We start from the raw sequence: 15,171 nt of genomic DNA, 5'->3' as shown, positions 1-15,171 counted from the left end.
GGGCGCCGAACCGCATCTGGAGAGGAAGACCGGAACATGCCCAGACGAGAGACCGTGGTCCCCGAGGACATGAAGGACGTCCACGAGCGGTTCCGGTATTCGCCCGGCGTGAAGTCCGGGCCTTTTTGTTCATGGCCGGCCAACTGGGGCGGGACGAACACCTGAACGCGGTCGAGGACAAGGAAGCGCAGTTCGCCCAGGCGTTCGAGAACGTCGGGAAAGTGCTCGGCGCGGCCGGGGTCGCGTTCGACGATGTGGTGGACATGGTCACGTACCACACGGACATGCGCGACCTGCCGCTTTTCATCGAAGTGAAGGACCGGCATTTCACGAATCCCCACCGGTTGCCGGCCTGGACCGCGCTCGGCGTGGGCGCCCTGGCCATGCCGGGATTGTTGGCCGAGGTCAAGTGCACGGCGCTGCCGCCTGGTTGACGGGCGCGCGACCGGTCCTTTGTGGACGGTCGTGGTCGGTGCGTGCGGGATAGGCTGCTCCGGTGATCGTCGAACCGGTGCAGCCGTCCGATCCGCGGCCGGGGGAGGTCGTGGCTTCCCCGGCCGTCGGGGAGTCGGAACTGCGCGCGTTGGAACGGCTGCTGCACGACTGGCTGTCCGGCTATTCCTCGGCCGCGACCCGACGCTCGTACGGCGACGCCCTCGGCCTGGACCGGCGGTGGGTCGAGGCCATCGGCGGACTGCCCGGACCGCGTGCGGCCAGGTCGACGCCGCCCACCCGGCCGGGACGGTACCGGGACTGGGCCTGGCTGCGGTGGTGCGACCGCAACGGCGTGCACCCGTTGCGCGCCGACAGCGCCGCCGTCAAGCGGTGGCAGTTGGAGTTGGGTGCCGAAGGCGCACCCAAGTCGACGCGGGCGCACCGGTTGTCCGCCGTGGGCGCCATGTACGCGTACCTGGCCGAACACGGTGCCGTCACCGTCGACCCGACCCGGTTCGACCGGTCGCGGCTCGGGTTGGGGTCGCACCGCGACACCTCCCCCACCGTCGTCCTCACGGCCGCCGAAGTCGACCTGCTGCTGCGCACGGCCGCGACGCCGCGGCGTGGCGTGCACGCGGTCATGCGCTACCGGGCGGTGGCGATCGTCGCCCTCCTGACCCTGGGTGTGCGCATCGGCGAGCTGGCCGCGCTGCGGCGCAGCGACGTGCACACCACCCGGGGCCGGCGGGCGCTGCGGGTGACGGGCAAGGGCGACAAGATCCGCATCGTCTACCTGTCGTCGCTCGCCGCCGGCGCACTGGACGACTACCTCGCCGAACGCGACCGGTGGAGCGCGGCGGCCGTGCCCACGCTGCCCGGACGCGTCCGCGGGCAGCTCTCCCCGCTCGTCGCCACCCGCGACGGCGGACCGGTCGACCCGCGTGACATGTGGTCGTTGCTGCGCCGCCTGGCCCGCGGCGCCGGTCCGGGGCTGGCCGACGTCGCCGACCGGCTCGGCCCGCACGTCCTGCGCCACTTCTACGTCACGACCGCCGCCGAGGCCGGCGCGGAGATGACCCACGTGCAGGCCGATGTGGGCCACTCGTCGGTCGACACCACCAACCGCGTCTACAACCAGGCCGCCCGAGCGCCCGAGCGCTCCGCCGTGGACGTCGTCGAACGGGTCCTGCTCCAAGCGCGCAACGCCGGGCGGGAACCGGGTGAACTCGATCGGCTCAAGGCCGAGATCGCCCGGTTGAGCACCGCCGAGGAGACGACCGAGTCCCTGCGCACGGCGTTGCGCGCGCTGCTGGACACCCAGGACGGGTAACCGGGCCGGTCGCGACAACCGGTGTCCCGCCGTGCCGAAACCTACTCCGCCCGTTCACCGGAATGGCGGCGGGGAAGGCACCGGCGGGCGGCCATCGCGACGACCACGCCCACGACCGACACGGCGACCCCGAAGGCGACCGGCAGGCCGACGGCCTCGGCGGCGGCACCGAGCACGGGCGGACCGGCCAGGTAGGCGCAGTAGCCGACGGCGGTGACCGTCGCGATGTCGCCGGACGCGCCGACCGCCGCCGGGAACAGCGGTCCGAGGCCCGCGCCGACGCAGGCCGCGGCGGCCAGGAACACGGCCGGGTGGGCGAGGACGAGCGCGGCGGGCACCGCGACGACCGCGAGCAGGACCCCGGCGACCGCCGCGGTCCGGGTGCCGGCGGTCAGGGTCCGGGAAAGCGCCATGGCGACGGTGAACGTGGTGACCACCGCCGCGCCCGCCGTCGGTCCGGCGCCCAGGTCCCGGGCCGCCAACAGTGCCGACCAGTCCGTGACGACGCCTTCCAGGAACAACGCGCCCACGGCCAGGACCAGGACCGCCGGGCGGGCCGCACGCCGGGTCCGGGTCGGTGCGTCCGCGGGCGTCTCGGCGGGCAGGCGCGGGACGACGACGGCCAGCACGACCACCAGCACGCCGGCCACCACCGTGAAGTGGAGCCCCACCGGCACGTCGGCGGCCAGGGTCGCGCCGCCCGCGCCGACCAGGACACCGGTGCTGTAGCCGCCGTGGAGCCGGGACAGGACCCGGCGCGGGGCGATCGTCCGTTCCCACCGGACGGCCGCCGTGTTCATGGCGATGTCGAGAGTCCCGCCGGCCGCACCCAGCAGCACCAGGACCACGGTCAGCGTGACCAGGGAGTCCGCCGCGGCGATCAACGGCAGACCAGCCGCGAAGGCGAATCCCGACAGGCACAGGGTCGTGGCCCGGCGGCGGCGGATCAGGCGACCGGTGACCAGCAGCGCCGGCACCGAACCGGCCGCGATGCCGAACAGGGCGATGCCCAGTCCGCGATCGGAGAGGTCCAGGGACGCCGCGACCGCGGGGATGCGCGGTGCCCAACTCGACAGAACCGCGCCGTTGACGAAGAAGACCCACCACAGCACGAGCCACTCCCGGCCGCCCTGCCGGAAGCGTCGTCGATCCACCCCCGGACGGTCAGGGGCGGCCGGTCGACGGTAGCAGGACCCGGTGGGTCGACGTGGCGGCCGGCGGACGAGGACGGGAAGGTCGTCACGTACGCGCAGGCCGCGGCGACGGCGCGCTCGGCGTGCGCTCGCCGTGGGCGCGGGTCCGGTCCCATCCCGCCATGCGGCACGGCACTGTCCAGCGGTTTCGGGTTCGGTGATACTCGCGGGATGGGAAAGATCTACGAGCGGATCGACGGTCGACTCAAGGCGTTCGTCGAAGCGCAACCGGTGTTCTTCACCGCGACGGCACCGCTCGCCGCCGACGGGCACGTGAACGTCTCGCCCAAGGGCCGGTCGGGCACGTGGCGGGTGCTCGACGAGCGGCGGGTCGCCTACCTGGACTTCGGTGGCAGCCACGCGGAGACGATCTCCCACCTGCGCGAGAACGGCCGGATCACGCTGATGTGGTGCGCGTTCGACGGTCCGCCCACCATCGTGCGGGTGCACGGGACCGGCGTGCCGGTGTTCCGCGACTCGCCGGGGTTCGCGGAACTCGCGGCCGGGTTCGGCGAGGCCGACGGTCCGGGCGTGCGGGCCGTGGTGGTGGTGACGGCCAAGCTGATCAGCGACACGTGCGGATTCGCCGTGCCGTTCATGGACTACCGCGAGGAGCGGACGCTGCACGCCGACTTCTTCGGCCGCAAGTCCGACGAGGAGTTCCGCGGCTACTGCGAGAGCAAGGAGCACAACCAGCACAGCATCGACGGCCTGCCCGCGGTGCCGCTGCCCCTGCCGCCGCGCTGAGGTTCAGCGCTTCGTGGCGACGGTGAAGCCCGCGGGTGACGGTGCCGCCGAGCCCGCGGCGAGGCGGGGGTGCAGCAGGGGACGGCCGTAGCGGGCGGCCACCTCGCCCACCGGGTGGTCCTCGGTGGTCCAGCCGTGGTCGGCCAGCCAGGCGGCGAGGTCCGGTCGGGCACCGGCGTGCGCGATCTTCGAAAGGTCCACGCCCGCTCTCGCGCCGCCCGCGCGCAGGGCTTCGGCGGACAGTGCGACCGACCGTTCCACAGCCAGCGTGCTGCCCGGCGCCGACAGGCCGTCCACCGCGGCGAGGAAGGCGACCTCGGCGTCGGCGGACAGGTACTGCAGGAGCCCCTCGACGATCCAGGTCGTGGGGGTCGCGGCGGCGAACCCGGTGCCGAGCAGCGCCGCCGCCCAGTCGTCGGTCGCCAGGTCGGCGGCCACGGTCGTCCTGGTCGCGGCCGGTGCGACGGTGAGGACCGCGTCCTTGAACGCGAGCACGCCCGCCAGGTCCAGCTCGTACACGTGGGCGTCCGCCGGCCAGTCCAGGCGGAACGCCCGGGTGTCCAGTCCCGCCGCCGGCAGCACCACCTGGCGGGCACCGTGGACGACGTCGTCGAAGAAGCGTGTGCGCAGCCCGACGTAGTTGGCGCCCGACAGCAGCACGCGCTGCCGATCGGTCAGTTCCTCGCCGTCTTCGGGCCAGCGCACGGGGAACGGCACCGGGATCGGGGACGCCTCGACGAACGCGGCGGCGAACGGGTCCTCGGCCAGGCGGTCGGGGCGGCTGGTCTCCACGGCGCGCGCCGCCGCCGCGCCCAACGCGGTCAGGCCCACTCCCCCGGTCACGTCTCCCATGCCGGTCCTTCCCGCCGAAACGCCGTCCCGTCTGATCACCGGGCCTCTACGCTAACAGGATCGCCTGTGGCGCCGATCACTCGGACAGAGGGGGCGGTCGTGCTGGTGGGAACGGGACAACGGGACGCCGTACGCCGGGTGACCGGGCTCGCCCGGAGCACTCCGGGCCGGTTGACGCTGGTGGCGCTGCTGCTGATCGCGGTGAGCCTGACGGCCGGTGCGCTGTCCGTCCGGTCGGTCGAGCGGCGTTCCGCCGACCTGGAGACCCTCGCCGAACGCAGCGAGCCGCTCGCGTACGCCGCCCAGGAGGTGTACCGGGCGATGGCCGACGCGGACGCGACGGCCGCGAGCGCGTTCCTGTCCGGCGGGGTCGAGTCGCCCGCGTTGCGCGCGCGGTACCAGGACGACATCGCCAAGGCCGCGGTCGCGTTGTCGTTCGCCACGACGGAGACCGTGCGCTCGCCGGACCTGTCCGCGGCGTTGACGACGTTGGCCGGGCAACTGCCCGTGTACACCGGCCTGGTCGAGACCGCGCGCACGCACAACCGGCAGGGCAACCCCGTCGGCGCGGCCTACCTGCGCGAGGCGTCGGCGTTGATGCGCGACCGGCTGCTGCCCGCCGCGGAGGCGGTGTACCGGGCGGAGAGCGCGTCCGTGGTGCACGGCCTGCGGTCGGCCGGTCTCTTCCCGTACGTCGAACTCGTGCTCGGCCTGGCCGCGCTGCTCGTCCTGGTCTTCGCCCAGCGCTTCCTGACCCGGCGCACGAACCGGGTGTTCAACGTCGGACTGGTGGCCGCGACGCTGGCGACAACGGTGTCATTGCTGTGGGTGGTCACCGCCTCCGTGGTGGTGATGATCCGCGTGACGGACGCCGAGGACCATGGCGCGTACCGCGTGGACACGCTCGCCCAGGCGCGGATCGCGATGCTGACCGCGCGCGGCGACGAGATGCTCACGCTCGTCTCGCGCGGCAGCGGCGCCGGCTACGAGAAGCGGTTCACCCAGTACGACACCCGGCTGGAGGGGCTGCTCGACAACTCCGACTCGTGGCCGACCGTGCGCCCGGAACTGCTCGACCAGCACGAACGCTGGCGCACCGCGCACAAGGCCGTCCGCGACGCCGACGACCGGGGCGAGTACACGCAGGCGGTGGCGGTGGCGTTGAGCGACGGACCCGACGGCGCCGCCCGCGCGTTCGACGCGTTGGACGCGTCCCTGGTCGAGGGACTGCACCGGACGCGGACCGCGGAGAACGACATGATCGCGTCGGCCCGCGGCGCGTTGACCGGTGCGGCGCCGGTCGCGGCGTTGATGGCGGTGCTCGCGGCCGTGATGTCGGCGGCGGGCCTGTGGCAGCGGCTGAAGGAGTACCGATGAGGCGACTCGTTCCCGCGTTGGCGCTGCTGGCGTGCGTGGCGTGCGCGCCCGTGCCCAGCGGTGCGCCCCCGATCGGCGACGTGTCGGCGGTCGTGCCCAGACCGGTCGACGCGACCGAGCTGACCGGCCCGCTCCCGTCGGCCGTGCCGAACACCCCGTCGGCCGTGCCCGATCCGGCGTGCGCCGCGAACCCCACGGCGAGCCGGCGGCCGACCGGTCCGCCGCCCGCGCCGGACGCGATGCCCGCCGGGTCGACGATGGCCACGATCCGCGACAAGGGGCGCGTGGTCGTCGGCGTCGACCAGAACGCCTACCTGATGGGCTTTCGCGACCCGGTCTCCGGCGAGCTGGAGGGCTTCGACATCGACATGGCCCGCGAGATCGCCAAGGCCCTGTTCGGCGACCCGACGCGGATCCAGTTCCGGGTGGTCAGCTCCGAACAGCGGATCCCGGCGCTGCGCCAGGGCGACGTGGACATCGTGGTGCGCACGATGACGATCAACTGCGACCGGTGGGCCCAGGTCGACTTCTCGACCGTGTACTACCAGGCCGACCAGCGGGTCCTGGTGCCGATCTCGTCGTCGGCCGCGGGCATCGACGCGTTGGGCGGCAAGCGGGTGTGCGCGTCCAAGGGGTCCAGTTCGCTGGCCAACATCGCCGCGCACCCGGCGAAGCCGATCCCGGTGTCGGTGCCGTACTGGTCGGACTGCCTGGTGCTGCTCCAACAGGGCCAGGTCGACGCGATCTCCACCGACAACCCGATCCTGGCGGGCCTGGTGGCGCAGGACCCGTTCACGCGGATCGTGGGCGAGCCGTTCGCCGCCGAGCCGTACGGGATGGCGTTCCCGCAGGGGCACGAGGACTTCGTGCGGTTCGTCAACGCCGTGCTGGAGCGCCTGCGCGCCGACGGCACGTGGGCGTCGATCCACCGCCGTTGGCTGGGCGCACCGCCCGCGCCGCCGACGCCGTCCTACCGGGATTGACATGGCCGACGACGTGGACAGGCTGATCGCCGACGGCGACCGGATCACGGCCGCGCTGCTGGCCATGGACGACCACCCCGGGCACCGGCTGCTGCGCGGCGCGAGCCTGACCGGCGCGTCGCGCACGCGGTGGGAGGAGACGGCAGCGGCGATGGTCGTGCTGTGGGAGTGGTACGACGTGCACCGGGCGTTGCTGGCCCGCTGCCGTGACGCCGATCCCGACCTGCTGCGGGTGTTGCTGGCCACGCCGGTCACCGAGGTGGACGGCACCCCGCTCACCAGCGCCGGGTTGCTGGCGCGGATGACCGGGCGGCACGCGGAGATCACCGCGGTGCTCGACGAGGCGCACGCCCGGTGCGCCGACCGGGTGGCGCTGCTGACCACGCCCGCCGACCGGTTGCGGGCCCTGCCCGACACGGCCGTCGTGGCGGCGTTGCGCGTGCGGGTCGCCGCGGCCCGCGAGCGTGCGCTGTCCGACCCGTTGACGCCGGACCCGGAGGTGGCCGGGCTGGTCGACGAGGTCGCGGCGGTCCACCGGCTGCACGAGGGTTTCGCGGACCGGATGGCCGCGCTGGACGGGGTCGTCGAGGAGGTCGTGGCGACGCGGGAGCGGGCGCGGGTCGTGCGGGCGCGGGTCGTGGAACGGATCGCCGGTGATCACCCGGACGTGCCGGGCGACGACCTCGCCCGGACGGTGGCGGCGGTGCGCGCGCGTTTTCCCGACGTGCTGGAGAACGACGTGGCACAGGTGGAGCGGACGGCCGCGACCTCGCGTGACCGGGCGCGCGCGGTGCTCGAACAGCTCGCCGGGACGTTGGAGCGGCGGGCCGAGTTGCGCGGCAGGTTGTCGGCGTACCAGGCGAAAGCCACCCGGACGGGTCATGCCGAGGACGCGGAGCTGTCGGACCTGCACCGCCGGGCCCGGTCGGTGCTCTACTCGGCGCCGTGCGACCTGCGGGCGGCCACGGTGGCGGTCGGCCGCTACCAGCGTGCGGTGCTGGACAGGACGGAGGCGGGCCGATGACTGCCCTGACGTGCGCCCGGTCGGGCTGCGACGGGACGATCGACGGGGACGGGTTCTGCGACCGCTGCGGCATGGAGGCCCCGCCGCCGGCCGCCGCCGGAACCGGCCCGCTCGGGTCCGGTGCGGGTGGATCGGCGGGCACCGGATCCGCCGGCGGCGGTCCGTCCGCGGTGTCCGGTGCCGGCTCGACGGGTCCGGGGCCGGTCGGTACGGGATCGGCCGCGAACGGTGCCGGGACCGCCGGCCCGGACGGGAGCACGTCGTCGGGAACGGGAACCGGTCCGGCGGCGACCGGCTCGGCGGCGCGACCCGGGGTCGGGGCCGCCACCGGACCGTCCGGTACCGCACCCGGCACCTCGGCGTGGTCCGCGCCGACACCGGTACCCGAACCCCGGACCGGCTCCGGATCGGCGGGCAGCCGGTCACGGCGGTCCTCGACCCGGTCGGCCGGGCGCGGACGGCTCGGCGCGGGACTGGTCGAGGTGCCGCTGGTCCCCTACCGGGACCCCAAGGACGCCGTGCTCACCGACCCGGAGGTCCCCGAGGCCAAGCGCTATTGCAGCGGCTGCGGACGTCAGGTCGGCCGGAGCCGGGACGGCCGGCCGGGCCGGGCCGAGGGGTTCTGCGCGGAGTGCGGGCACCGCTACTCGTTCACGCCCAAGCTGGTGCCCGGCGAGGTGCTGCACGACCAGTACGAGGTGCTCGGCTGCCTGGCGCACGGCGGCCTGGGCTGGATCTACCTGGCCGCCGACCACGCGGTGAGCGACCGGTGGGTGGTGCTCAAGGGCCTGCTGGACTCCGGCGACGAGGACGCGATGGCCGCGGCCATGGCCGAACGGCGGTTCCTGGCCGAGGTGGAGCACCCGAACATCGTCAAGATCCACAACTTCGTGCGGCACGCCGACCGCGCCACCGGCGAACTCGTCGACTACATCGTCATGGAGTACGCCGGCGGCACGTCGGTCAAGGACATGATCAACCGCCTGCGGCTGGCCGGCACCGGACACGAGTCGCTGCCGCCCGCGCAGGCCATCGCCTACGCGCTGGAGGTGCTGCCCGCGTTGGGCTACCTGCACGACGTCGGCCTGCTGTACTGCGACTTCAAACCGGACAACGTGATCCAGACCGAGGAGCAGCTCAAGCTGATCGACCTGGGCGCGGTGCGCCGGGTCGACGACCGCCAGTCCCCGATCTACGGCACGATCGGCTACCAGGCGCCGGAGATCGGCAAGGCCGGCCCGTCGGTGTCCTCCGACCTGTACACGGTGGGCCGGGCGTTGGCGGTGATGACGTTCCGGTTCGACTTCCGCACCACGTACAAGGAGTCGCTGCCCGAGGACGTGCCGCTGCTGGACCGGCACGACTCGTTGCGCCGGTTCCTGGTCCGGGCCACGCACCGCGAGCCGCGCCGCCGGTTCTCCTCGGCCGAGGAGATGGCCGAGCAGTTGACCGGTGTGCTGCGGGAGGTGTTGGCGCAGGAGGACGACGTGCCGCGGCCGGGCCTGTCGCGGCGGTTCACGCCCGAACGGCGCGCGTTCGGCACGGACGGCGTGCCCGACGCCCGCGCGGTGGCCGCCGCGCTGCCGGTGCCCAACGTCGACCCGGCCGACGCGGCGGCGACGTTCCTCATGACCGCGTCCGGCGATCCCGACGAGCTGCGCGCGGCACCGGCCGTGACGACCGAGGTGCGGTTGCGGCTGGCCCGCGTGCTGGCCGAGGCCGGGCGCACGGAGGAGGCCGCCGAGGAACTCGACCACGTGCCCGCCGACTGGCGCGGCCGCTGGTACCGGGGCGTGGTGGCGCTGGTCGCGGGCCGTCCGGACCGGGCGCGGAAGCTGTTCGACGGGGTGTGCGACCTGCTGCCCGGCGAGGCGGCGCCCAAGCTCGCGCTGGCCGCGTGCGCGGAGCTGGCGGGCGAGGACGCGGCCCCGTTCCACCGGGTGGTGTGGCGCACCGACCGGTCCTACGTCAGTGCCGGGTTCGGGCTGGCGCGCGCGTTGCTTGCGGTCGACGACCGGGACGGCGCGGTGGCCGTGCTGCACTCGGTGCCCGCGACGTCGAGCCACCACCTGGCCGCGCAGCTCGCGGCGGTGCGGGCGCAGGCCGGGGGCGGGCTGTCGGACGTGCTGGCCGCCGGCACCCGGCTGGCCGGGCTCGACCTGGACGCGCAGCGCCGGGCGGAGATCACCGTCGAGCTGCTCGCCGCGGCGCTGGCCGCCGTGCGCTCGACACCGCCGCCACCGGGCCGGCTGCTCGGGTTCCCGCTGGACGAACCGGGTCTGCGCACCGGACTGGAGCGCTGCTACCGGCAACTCGCCCGGCACGCGGACACCCCGGAGGAGCGGATCGCGCTCGTCGACCGCGCGAACGCGGTCCGGCCCAGGACGTTGGTGTGATCATGGACTGCTGCCCGGAGTGCGCGGCGCCGGTGTCGGCGCAGGACCGGTTCTGCGAGGCGTGCGGGCGCAACCTGCGGGTGCGCCGCACGCCGGTGGGCGGACCGGACTCGCCGGCCGCGACGCGGTGCGCGTGCGGCGGCACGGAGTTCGACCGGGACGCGTTCTGCACGCGGTGCGGTCTGGCCCGGGGCGGCGGCCGGGACCGGGTCGAGTTCACGCTGCCCGGCGTGGCCGGGGTGAGCGACCGGGGTCGACGGCGGCGGCGCAACGAGGACTCGATGGCGTTCGGCCGGGTGCGCGGGCGGGGCGTGGCGGCCGTGGTGTGCGACGGGGTGGCGTCGTCCGAACGCGCGGAGCAGGCGTCGCAGACGGCCGTGGACACGGCGTTGGACGTGCTGCTGACCGCGATGCAGTCGGGTGGCGACGCGGAGCGGTCCACCGCGGACGCGGTCGTGGCGGCGGACGCGGCGGTCGCCCGGCTGGCCCGGCCCGAGGCGCCGGAGCTGGCGCCGTCGTGCACCTACGTGTCGGTGGTGGCGACCGAGGACTCGGCGACCGTGGGCTGGGTGGGCGACAGCCGCGCCTACCTGGTGGCGCAGGCCGGTGCCGCGTGCCTGACCAGCGATGACACGTGGGCGGCGCAGTTGGTCGCGCAGGGCGTGCTGACCGAGGAGGAGGCGCTCACCGACCGGCGCGCGCACGTGCTGTCGCGGTGGTTGGGCGCGGATTCGGGCACGGACGCGCCGCGCACGGTCACGTTCCGGGTCGAGGTGTCGGGCCTGCTGGTGCTGTGCAGCGACGGGCTGTGGAACTACCTGCCGGAACCGGAGGACCTGCTCGAGGTGCTGCCGCGCGGCGTCACGCCGGTCGAGGTCGCGCGGGAACTGGTCGAGGTCGCCCTGAAGTCGGGCGGCCACGACAACGTCACGGTCGTCGTCGTCCAATTGCGGGGTGGGCATGGGGCTTGAGTTCGCCGTCGAGGTCTTCCACAACGAGTACCTGGCCGAAGGGGCCGACCGGGTCGACGCGATCGTCACCGTGACCGCGTCCGGCGATGGCGCGGAACCCGTCGCCGCGGACCGGATCGCCCAGGTGATCGTGGTCGACACCTCCGGTTCCATGCGCTACCCGCCGGCGAAGTTGGCCGCCGCCAAGGAGGCGACCCGGGCGGCGATCGACTCCTTACGCGACGGCGTGCGGTTCGCCGTGGTCGCGGGCACGGAGACCGCGCGGGTCGTGTACCCGACGTCGGGCCCGTTGAAGAGCGCGTCGGCGACGACGCGGAAGAACGCGAAGGCGGCGGTCGCCGGTCTGCGCGCCGACGGCGGCACCGCGATGGGCACGTGGTTGCGCACGGCCGACCGGCTGCTGTCGCGGCACGAGGGCGGCATGCGGCACGTCATCCTGCTGACCGACGGCCGCAACCAGCACGAGACGCCCGCCGAGCTGTCGGCCGTGCTGGCCCAGGTCGCGGGCCGGTTCACCGGCGACTGCCGGGGCATCGGCACGGACTGGGAGGTGGGCGAGCTGCGCCGGATCGCCGAGACCCTGCTGGGCACGGTCGACATCGTCACCGACCCGGCGGCGCTGGCCGCGGACTTCCGGGCGATGACCGGCACGGCGATGGACCGCGCGGTCGCGGACGTGTCGTTGCGGTTGTGGACGCCCGAGGGCGCCGAGGTCGTGTTCCTCAAGCAGGCCGCGCCGTCGTTGGCGGACCTGACCGACCGCCGCGCGGACGCGGGTCCGCGCACCGGCGACTACCCGACGGGCGCGTGGTCGGGTGCGGAGAGCCGCGACTACCACCTGTGCGTGAAGGTGCGGCCCGCGCCCGTGGGCGACCGGCGGATGCTCGCGTCCCGGGTGAGCCTGGTCGCCGGGGACGAGGTGCTGGGCGGCGGCCTGGTCCTGGTGCGCTGGACCGAGGACTCGGCGCTGTCCACGCGGATCAACCCGGAGGTCGCCCACCACACCGGGCAGGCCGAGATGGCGCAGGCGATCCAGGAGGGGTTGGAGGCGCGCAAGGCCGGAGACGTGGCGACGGCGACCGCGAAGCTCGGCAAGGCCGTGCGGCTGGCCCACGAGTCCGGGCACACCGACACCGCGCGCCTGTTGGCCCGCGTGGTCGAGGTGGAGGACGCGCCGTCGGGGACGGTGCGGCTGCGCGCGGGCGTGACCGACGCCGACGAGATGACCCTGGACACCCGGTCGACGATGACCAAGCGCGTCGGGAGGGGGTGATGGCCGCCTGTCCGTCGGGCCACGCGACCGCCGCCGAGGACTACTGCGACGTGTGCGGCGCGTCCCTGGCGGAACCGGACCCCGGAGAGTCGCCCGTCCCGGCCTTGGCGGACTGCGCGGCGTGCGGGACGCCGCGCGAGGGCCGGTTCTGCGAGGAGTGCGGCCACGACTCGCTGGCCCCGGTGCCGGTCGTGCGGTGGCACGCCCGCGCCGCGCCCGACCGCGCCTATTTCCGTCGCGTGCTCGCGGTGGGCGGGCCGGACGCGGACACGCTCGTGTTCCCGGTCGACGACCGGCCGTGCCGGTTCGACCTGACCGGGCCGCGGGTGACGGTCGGGCGCGGTGGGTCGCGGTCCCGCGTCCCGGACCGGGAACTGGACGACCCCGGGGTGTCCCACCTGCACGTCGAGTTCGTGGCCGACGGTCCCGGCTGGGCGGTGGTGGACCTCGGGTCGACCAACGGCACGACGGTGGACGACGACCCCCGCCCGCTGCTCCCCCACACCCCGCGCCCGCTGGCCGACGGCTCCCGCGTCCACCTCGGCGCGTGGACCACGATCACCGTCCATTCCCACTGACCCGCGAGTCCTCCGCCCGGACACCCTGAAACACGCGCTCGGGCACCTTCTTCCGGGTGAACGCCGCCGCCCGCCGCCGGTCCGGACGTTCCGATGACCGCCGAACAGCGGTCACGAAGGGTGATGGGCGTGGTGTCCGCCTGATGTGTCCGTGGCGTGCCCGTAGGGCTGTCGCAGTGGTGTGCGCCGGCACAGGTGGCCAGGTGGGTACGACATCCCGGTGAACCGCCGCGCGGTCCGGGTGTCGGCGCGTCGGCGTACACTAGTTTTATCTCGAATTGTTCGACGTTGAAGTACCTGGGCCGGAGGTTCGGATGGGCGATGCGGTGGACCTGGTCCTGGCGCAGTGGCGGGCCGAGCGCCCGGACGTCGACGCGTCGCCGTTGGCCGTGCTGGGCCGGGTGCTGCGGCTGGCCCGACTGCTCGACCGCGACCTGCGCGAGTTCCTGGCGCCGTTCGACCTCGAACCCGGCGAGTTCGACGTGCTGGCGACGCTGCGCCGCGCGGGCGGCCACCGGGGCATGACCTCCGGCGCGTTCCTGGACGCCGCGCTGGTCACCGCCGGGGCGATCACCAACCGCATCGACCGCATGGTGGCCAAGGGCCTGGTCGCCCGCGTCCCGGACGCCACCGACCGGCGGGTCGTGCGGATCACGCTCACCGAACGCGGGCGCACGATGGTCGACGGCATGCTCGGCGACCACCTCGCCCGCTACACCCGACTCCTCGACCCGCTCGACACGCGCACCCGCCAGGTCGTCGCCGACGCGTTGCGGTCGCTGCTCCAGCGCTGCGAGTGATCACGCGGTCAGGCTGAACGCGTTCTTCGCCCGCTCCAGCGACTCCGGCGACGCCCCCTGGCCGGGGTTCTCCGTGGCCAACGCCTGGTTGACCGCGACGAACGGCCGCATCCGCGCCTCGTAGGCGGCCGGCGCGTGCGCCGGGTCGCGGTCGAACTCCTCGGCCAGCACGTGCGCACCCACCAGGGCCAGGCTCGTGCCCTGCCCGGACAGCGGGGACGGGCAGTGCGCGGCGTCGCCGAGGAGCACCACGCGCCCGTCGTGCCACCGGTCCATCACGACCTGCGCCATGGCCGCCGAGTAGAAGTCGGGCGCGGCGCGCATCGCCTCCAGCACGCGCGGCGTGTCGCCGGCCAGGTGCGCGAGCCGTTCCGACAGGTGCGCCCGCCACTGGTCGGGCTCGCGGCGCTCGTCGGCCGAGGTCGGCACGCCGACCGTGATCCGCAGCCGGGCGTTGCCGTGCACGGGGTAGGCGCACCACGTGCCGGCCTCGTCCTGGGTCCAGGTCTGCCAGTCGGCCAGCTCCAGGAAGTTGTCCGCGCCGAACACCGCGACCTGGGCGCCGAGGTGGCGCACGAACTCCTCGTCCGCGCCGAACACCAGGCGGCGGACGGCCGACCGCAGCCCGTCGGCGCCCACGACCAGGTCGAACGTGCGCCGGGTGCCGCCGGCGAACGTGACCTCGCCGTCGGGGGCGATCGCGACCGGGGTGTCGCCGAAGACGATCTCCACGTCGTCGCGCACGAGGTCGTGCAGCAACGTGGTCAGGTCGTCGCGCGGCACCTCGATGTCCGCCGAGTCGAGCATGCCCGCGCTGTAGGTCATCTCGGTGGAGCGCCACAGTTCCGTGCCGGCGGCGTCGTGCATCGACATGCCGCGCATGCGGGTGCGGGCGGCCCGGGCGCCGGCGAGCAGGCCGAGCCGGTCGAGCACGTCCAGGGCCGGGCCGCGCACGTCGAGCGCCTGCCCGCCGGGGCGCGGGCCGGGCGCGCGTTCGACGACGACCGGGGTGTGGCCGCGCCGGTGCAGGGCGGCGGCGAGGGTCAGTCCGGCGATGCCGGCGCCGACGACGAGCACGGTGCTGTTCATGGGAGAACCTCCTCGATACGGTGTACGAGAAGGACTGTACGAAGTACGCGACAACGCCGACAACCACTGTTTACGCAGTTCAGCACTAGTGCACTGGTCGGCGAAGAGCGATCTTCACCGGTC

Annotated in this window: 14 protein-coding genes; 11 read left to right on the top strand and 3 right to left on the bottom strand. The window is 74.3% G+C overall.

The window, feature by feature from the left end; genetic code table 11:
• Positions 1–125: 125 nt before the first annotated feature.
• Together F4559_RS15990 and F4559_RS15985 are read left to right on the top strand one after the other, a co-directional pair.
• Complete coding sequence (locus F4559_RS15990) at positions 126–434, top strand: Rid family hydrolase (RefSeq protein WP_221447249.1); 309 nt, start codon at positions 126–128, stop codon at positions 432–434.
• A 62-nt stretch (positions 435–496) separates the two neighbouring features.
• Positions 497–1,765, top strand: coding sequence for a tyrosine-type recombinase/integrase (locus F4559_RS15985; protein ID WP_184669573.1), 1,269 nt, complete (start codon positions 497–499; stop codon positions 1,763–1,765).
• A gap of 41 nt (positions 1,766–1,806) precedes the next feature.
• Here the strand turns inward: F4559_RS15985 and F4559_RS15980 are convergent, their stop codons facing one another.
• The gene (locus F4559_RS15980; protein WP_184669572.1) at positions 1,807–2,919 is read right to left on the bottom strand and encodes an MFS transporter; all 1,113 of its coding nucleotides are present in this window, start codon (positions 2,917–2,919) and stop codon (positions 1,807–1,809) included.
• Between the two features lie 210 nt (positions 2,920–3,129).
• Here F4559_RS15980 and F4559_RS15975 point away from each other — a divergent pair, with 210 nt between their 5' ends.
• Positions 3,130–3,705 carry a pyridoxamine 5'-phosphate oxidase family protein gene (locus F4559_RS15975; protein WP_184669571.1) on the top strand — a complete coding sequence of 192 codons (576 nt, stop codon included), beginning with the start codon at positions 3,130–3,132 and terminating at the stop codon, positions 3,703–3,705.
• A 3-nt stretch (positions 3,706–3,708) separates the two neighbouring features.
• Here the strand turns inward: F4559_RS15975 and F4559_RS15970 are convergent, their stop codons facing one another.
• Positions 3,709–4,557, bottom strand: a complete 849-nt coding sequence (locus F4559_RS15970) for an SAM-dependent methyltransferase (protein WP_184669570.1) — start codon at positions 4,555–4,557, stop codon at positions 3,709–3,711.
• A gap of 99 nt (positions 4,558–4,656) precedes the next feature.
• On the opposite strand from F4559_RS15970, the gene F4559_RS15965 reads away from it, so the two are divergent.
• From F4559_RS15965 to F4559_RS15930, 8 genes are all read left to right on the top strand, one after another.
• Positions 4,657–5,934, top strand: a complete 1,278-nt coding sequence (locus tag F4559_RS15965; RefSeq protein ID WP_312865673.1) for a GlnX family signal transduction membrane protein — start codon at positions 4,657–4,659, stop codon at positions 5,932–5,934.
• Positions 5,931–6,917, top strand: a complete 987-nt coding sequence (locus tag F4559_RS15960) for a glutamate ABC transporter substrate-binding protein (RefSeq protein WP_184669569.1) — start codon at positions 5,931–5,933, stop codon at positions 6,915–6,917. The genes F4559_RS15965 and F4559_RS15960 overlap by 4 nt, the downstream gene beginning before the upstream one ends.
• 1 nt (position 6,918) lies before the next feature.
• Positions 6,919–7,941, top strand: coding sequence for a hypothetical protein (locus tag F4559_RS15955; RefSeq protein WP_184669568.1), 1,023 nt, complete (start codon positions 6,919–6,921; stop codon positions 7,939–7,941).
• Complete coding sequence (locus F4559_RS15950; RefSeq protein WP_246445227.1) at positions 7,938–10,337, top strand: serine/threonine-protein kinase; 2,400 nt, start codon at positions 7,938–7,940, stop codon at positions 10,335–10,337. Before F4559_RS15955 ends, F4559_RS15950 begins: the two co-directional genes overlap by 4 nt.
• Before the next feature lie 2 nt (positions 10,338–10,339).
• Positions 10,340–11,308 (top strand): PP2C family protein-serine/threonine phosphatase, encoded by a 969-nt coding sequence (locus F4559_RS15945; protein WP_184675846.1) that lies wholly within the window; start codon positions 10,340–10,342, stop codon positions 11,306–11,308.
• A complete protein-coding gene (locus F4559_RS15940) occupies positions 11,298–12,581 on the top strand; it encodes a vWA domain-containing protein (RefSeq protein WP_184669566.1) in 1,284 nt (427 codons plus the stop codon). The genes F4559_RS15945 and F4559_RS15940 overlap by 11 nt, the downstream gene beginning before the upstream one ends.
• The gene (locus tag F4559_RS15935) at positions 12,581–13,159 is read left to right on the top strand and encodes an FHA domain-containing protein (RefSeq protein WP_184669565.1); all 579 of its coding nucleotides are present in this window, start codon (positions 12,581–12,583) and stop codon (positions 13,157–13,159) included. The genes F4559_RS15940 and F4559_RS15935 overlap by 1 nt, the downstream gene beginning before the upstream one ends.
• Positions 13,160–13,473: 314 nt before the next feature.
• Positions 13,474–13,959, top strand: coding sequence for a MarR family winged helix-turn-helix transcriptional regulator (locus tag F4559_RS15930; RefSeq protein WP_184669564.1), 486 nt, complete (start codon positions 13,474–13,476; stop codon positions 13,957–13,959).
• Here F4559_RS15930 and F4559_RS15925 read toward each other — a convergent pair whose 3' ends face one another.
• On the bottom strand, positions 13,960–15,048 hold the full coding sequence (locus F4559_RS15925) for an FAD-dependent monooxygenase (RefSeq protein WP_184669563.1): 1,089 nt from the start codon (positions 15,046–15,048) through the stop codon (positions 13,960–13,962).
• Between the last annotated feature and the right edge of the window lie 123 nt (positions 15,049–15,171).

The sequence above is a fragment of the Saccharothrix violaceirubra genome, assembly GCF_014203755.1.
Classification (GTDB): domain Bacteria; phylum Actinomycetota; class Actinomycetes; order Mycobacteriales; family Pseudonocardiaceae; genus Actinosynnema; species Actinosynnema violaceirubrum.
This window is presented reverse-complemented; position numbering and strand designations above follow the sequence as displayed.